The sequence below is a fragment of the Frankia sp. AiPs1 genome (genome assembly GCF_023716945.1).
Lineage (GTDB): Bacteria > Actinomycetota > Actinomycetes > Frankiales > Frankiaceae > Frankia.
Genome location: NZ_JAMQQF010000571.1, coordinates 1 through 3,841, shown reverse-complemented (window position 1 = coordinate 3,841; position 3,841 = coordinate 1). Strand labels below are relative to the sequence as shown.

The window sequence follows — 3,841 nt, the reverse complement described above, 5'->3', positions numbered from 1 at the left end:
GCCGAGGTGACCCGCCGGGTCGACCGGGCGCTCGGGCCGGCGCCGCGTGCACGCGACCGCCGGCACGCCGCTCGCGTGGCCGACCTGGCCGTCTACATCCTTCAGGACCATGGCGAACGGGACCTGGCCGCGCTCGGCACCGACGTCGCCGCCGCGGCCGAGCCGGGCTGGTCGCTGGGGGATTCGCGGAGGATTCGATGACGCTGCCGCAGCGGTACTTCGACGAGTTGTATGCCGGCGACGGCGACCCGTGGGGATTCGCTGACCGCTGGTACGAGCGGCGCAAACGGGCGCTTACCGTCGCTCTGCTCCCCGACGACCACTACCCGACCGGCTACGAGCCGGGTTGCTCGATCGGCCTGTTGACCCGTGATCTCGCGGCCCGCTGCGGCCGGCTGCTGGCGACCGACGTGGCGCCCGCCGCGGTGGCGGCCGCCACCCGCCGCACCGCCGACCTGCCGAACGTCCGGGTCGAGGCGGCGCGGCTGCCGGGGGACTGGCCCGCGCAGACGTTCGATCTCGTGGTGCTCTCCGAGGTGGGCTACTACTTCGACCAGGCCGACGCCCGCCTCGTCGCCGCCCGTGCCACCGCCTCGGCCGGCACACTGGTCGCCGTCCACTGGCGTCCTCCTGTCGAGGACTACCCGTGCGGGGGCGACGCGGTGCACGCCCTGCTCGGGGAGGCCGCCGCCGGGGCGGGACTGACGCGTCTCGTGCACCATCTCGAGGACGATCTGGTGGCGGACGTCTGGGCGCGCGACGCCCGCTCCGTCGCCGAGCGAACGGGCCTGCGGTGAAGCGGGTCGGTCTCGCCAGGAAGGGGGCTCGGCCGCCCATCAACCGAATCGGCCGCGCATGAATCGGATCAGCAGGGTCGGCGTGGTGGTCCCGGCCCATGACGAGCAGGATCTGATCGGGGCCTGCCTGGACGCCCTGAGCGAGGCGGGCCACCATCCAGGTCTGCGCGGCGTGGGCGTCGAAGTGTTGGTCGTGCTCGACGACTGCCGCGACGAGTCCGCCCGGCACTGCCGGACACGCGCGGTGCCGACGCTCGCCGTGCGGGAGCGGAATGTCGGACGGGCCCGGTTGCGCGGATTCGCGCACCTGATCTCCCGGGCGTCGACGGGCACGGCCCAGTCCCATCCGCGCGCGGTGTGGCTCGCTTCCACCGACGCGGACAGTCGGGTCTCGCCCGATTGGATCATCGCTCAGGTGGAGCTCGCGTGCGACGGCGCGGACGCGGTGTTCGGCGTGGTCGACATCGACGATTGGGACGGATTCCCCGCCCCCGCCCAGCGACGTTTCCTGCGGCACTACCGCGGGGCGGAACCTGCGGAGCCGGGTCTGCACCGGCATGCGCACGGCGCCAACCTGGGAGTCCGGCTGGACGCCTACAACCGGGTCGGCGGCATCCCCCCGCTTTCCGTCGGCGAGGACAACGCGCTGTCCGTGAACCTGCACCGTCATCCCGACCTGCGTGTCCTGCACACCACCACGGTGCGGGTCACCACCAGCGCCCGGCGCGACTCCCGCGTCGAAGGCGGATTCGCCCACGTCCTGAGTGGCTTCGAATAGTCCGCGGCGCCGATTCGAGGCTGGCCGGTCAGGGGGACGGTGCAGCTCCAGCTCCAGCTCCAGCTGCCGGGCCGGACCACGCCGACCACGCTCGCCGTCCGCGGTGGCAGCGGTGGCAGCGGTGGTGGTGGTGGTGGTGGTGGTGGCGTTGGTGATGGTGGTGGTGACAGCGGGTGGCGGTGGCGGTGGTGACAGTGGTGGCGGTGGTAGCAGCGGCGGTGGTGGCGGTGTCGCGACTTCGGCGGGCCGCCGCCGATCGACCGGGGCGCTGTACGGGGACAGCATCGGCCTGCAGAACGACCAGAAGTCCGGCTGGCTCCACGCGGCCGGCTGCAGATGCAATTCCGATCGCGCCCATGTGTTCAGCCGGAATCCGGGTTACCGGGTAGGCCGGGACAACTGGCGCGTTGCGCGCGATCAGCGGTTCGGGGTGCGGCGGGGTTCGAGGCCGAGGCGGCGGACGATGGCTCGGTTCTCGTCGGCGATCATCTGCCGGGTGACCTGGGCGCCCTGGATGAGCCGGGAGCCGTGGAAGGTGCCCGGGTAGAGGTGCAGTTCGGTCGGAACTCCGGCCTCGACGAGCCGTTGTGCGTAGGCGAGGCCCTCGTCGCGTAACGGGTCGAACTCGCAGACCGCGACGAACGCGGGCGGCAGGCCCGACAGGTCCGCCGCGCGGGCCGGTGCGGCGTAGGCCGGCACGTCGGCGTCGGGCCCACCGGCGCGGTCGCCGAGGTAGTAGCGCCAGGTGAGGGCGACCTTTCCGCTGTCCCACATCGGCGTGTCCGTGAACGTGCGCATCGACACGGTGTCGAGACGGTCGTCGAGTTTGGGGGCGGTGAGGAACTGGAAACACAGGGCCGGGCCGCCGCGGTCACGGCTGAGCAGGGTCAGGGCGGCGGCGAGGCAGGCACCCGCGCTGCCGCCGGCGACGGCGATGCGCGCCGGATTCACGCTCAGGTTCGGCCGGGCCTCGCGGGCCAGCCAGCTGAGCGTGGCGTAACAGTCGTCGAGTGCGGCCGGGTAGGGGTGTTCGGGCGCGAGCCGGTAGTCGACGCTGACCACCACACAGCCCAGCTCCGCGAACCGGAGTGCCTCGGCATGTGCCATGTCGAGATCGCCGAGTATGAAACCGCCGCCGTGCAGGAAGAGCACCGCCGGACAGTCGACCGGTGCCGCGACGGGACGGTAGATCCGCACCCGGACGTCCGGTGCGCCGGCCGGTCCCGGGATCGTCCGGTCGCTGATCGACGCGGTACCGCCGGAGTCGGGCTGCCCGGCGGCCGCGGTGAGCTCCCGCACCAGCGTGCGGGCCTGCGCGACGTCGGCGATCGGCACGTCGACCAGAAGCGCGACCCAGGGCGCGATTTCCGGGTCGATGGCGTAGCGCACCGGCGATCCTCTCGTCCCTGAGCTGTCATCCCTGAGCTGGCCCCGGGGCAGGGCGGCGGGCGGTTGGGCCATCCTCGAGTCCGCGACCACCACGTGTCCACCGGCGTCCCGCCCGCCTTGCCGGCGTCCCGCCCGCCTTGCCGGTATCGCGGATCTGCCCACGGTCGTAGTCTCCTGGCATGGAGGGGCTGATCCTGCGGCTGGCGGACCTGGACGAGGGTGCGTTGGGCGCGGTGCGGATCATCGCCTTTTTCGACGGCTTCATCGAGCACCAGGCCAGCCTGGAGACCGTGCTGTCGGCGACCGCCCAGTTCGCCGAGTGCGAGGTGGGCCTCGCCGGCGGCTCGGCGCCACCGCTGGCGGTGCGGCCCGGTGGGCGAGTTCCGTTCGCCGGTGACCCGCCCGACGGCGCGGTCCGGATGCGGGCCGGTGCCGACCAGTGGGTCTGGCTGGCGCGGTCGGGTCCACCGCTCCCGCAGGACCGGATGCTCCTGGATCGGCTGGGGCACGCGGTCCGGGCGCTGTCGCCCCGGCCACGGCTCGACCAACCCGGGGCTGGCGATCCGGCGCTGCTGGAACTGGTGCTCGGTGCGGGCGCGGACGACGCCGGCCGGGCGCGTGCCCTGCGGCTGCTCGGCATCGAGCCGACCTGTCCGATCATGGTCTACGCCGTCCGCTCGCCCGATCCCGAGGCCGGCGCCGAGTTCCTGGCAAACCTGCACCCGTGGGTGCGCGCGGTGCGGATCGGTGACGTGCGTGCAGTGGTCGGGCGGGAGGCACCGGCCGACGAGCCGAAGATCCCGACCGGCGTGCGGGTGGGGCGATCCGCGCCGGTGCCGGCCTCGGCGGCGCAGCGGGCGTGGCGCGGCGCCCGCAC

At 73.4% G+C, this 3,841-nt stretch carries 3 protein-coding genes and 2 pseudogenes; 4 read left to right on the top strand and 1 reads right to left on the bottom strand.

Going from position 1 to position 3,841, the window contains the following annotated elements; all coding sequences use genetic code 11:
• The 3 genes and pseudogenes from ND748_RS27550 to ND748_RS27540 all read left to right on the top strand — a co-directional run.
• A pseudogene (locus ND748_RS27550) lies at positions 1–201 on the top strand (hypothetical protein); the annotation flags it as partial.
• Positions 198–797 (top strand): methyltransferase domain-containing protein, encoded by a 600-nt coding sequence (locus tag ND748_RS27545; protein ID WP_251749121.1) that lies wholly within the window; start codon positions 198–200, stop codon positions 795–797. The pseudogene ND748_RS27550 and the gene ND748_RS27545, both read left to right, overlap by 4 nt.
• A gap of 58 nt (positions 798–855) precedes the next feature.
• Entirely contained in the window at positions 856–1,575 is a 720-nt protein-coding gene (locus ND748_RS27540; protein ID WP_251749120.1) for a glycosyltransferase family 2 protein, read from the top strand.
• A gap of 417 nt (positions 1,576–1,992) precedes the next feature.
• On the opposite strand, the gene ND748_RS27535 is transcribed toward ND748_RS27540, so the two are convergent.
• Positions 1,993–2,964: an alpha/beta hydrolase gene (locus tag ND748_RS27535; RefSeq protein WP_251749119.1), complete on the bottom strand. Its 972-nt coding sequence runs from the start codon at positions 2,962–2,964 to the stop codon at positions 1,993–1,995.
• A 179-nt stretch (positions 2,965–3,143) separates the two neighbouring features.
• Here ND748_RS27535 and ND748_RS27530 point away from each other — a divergent pair.
• Positions 3,144–3,841: pseudogene (locus ND748_RS27530) on the top strand (PucR family transcriptional regulator); the annotation flags it as partial.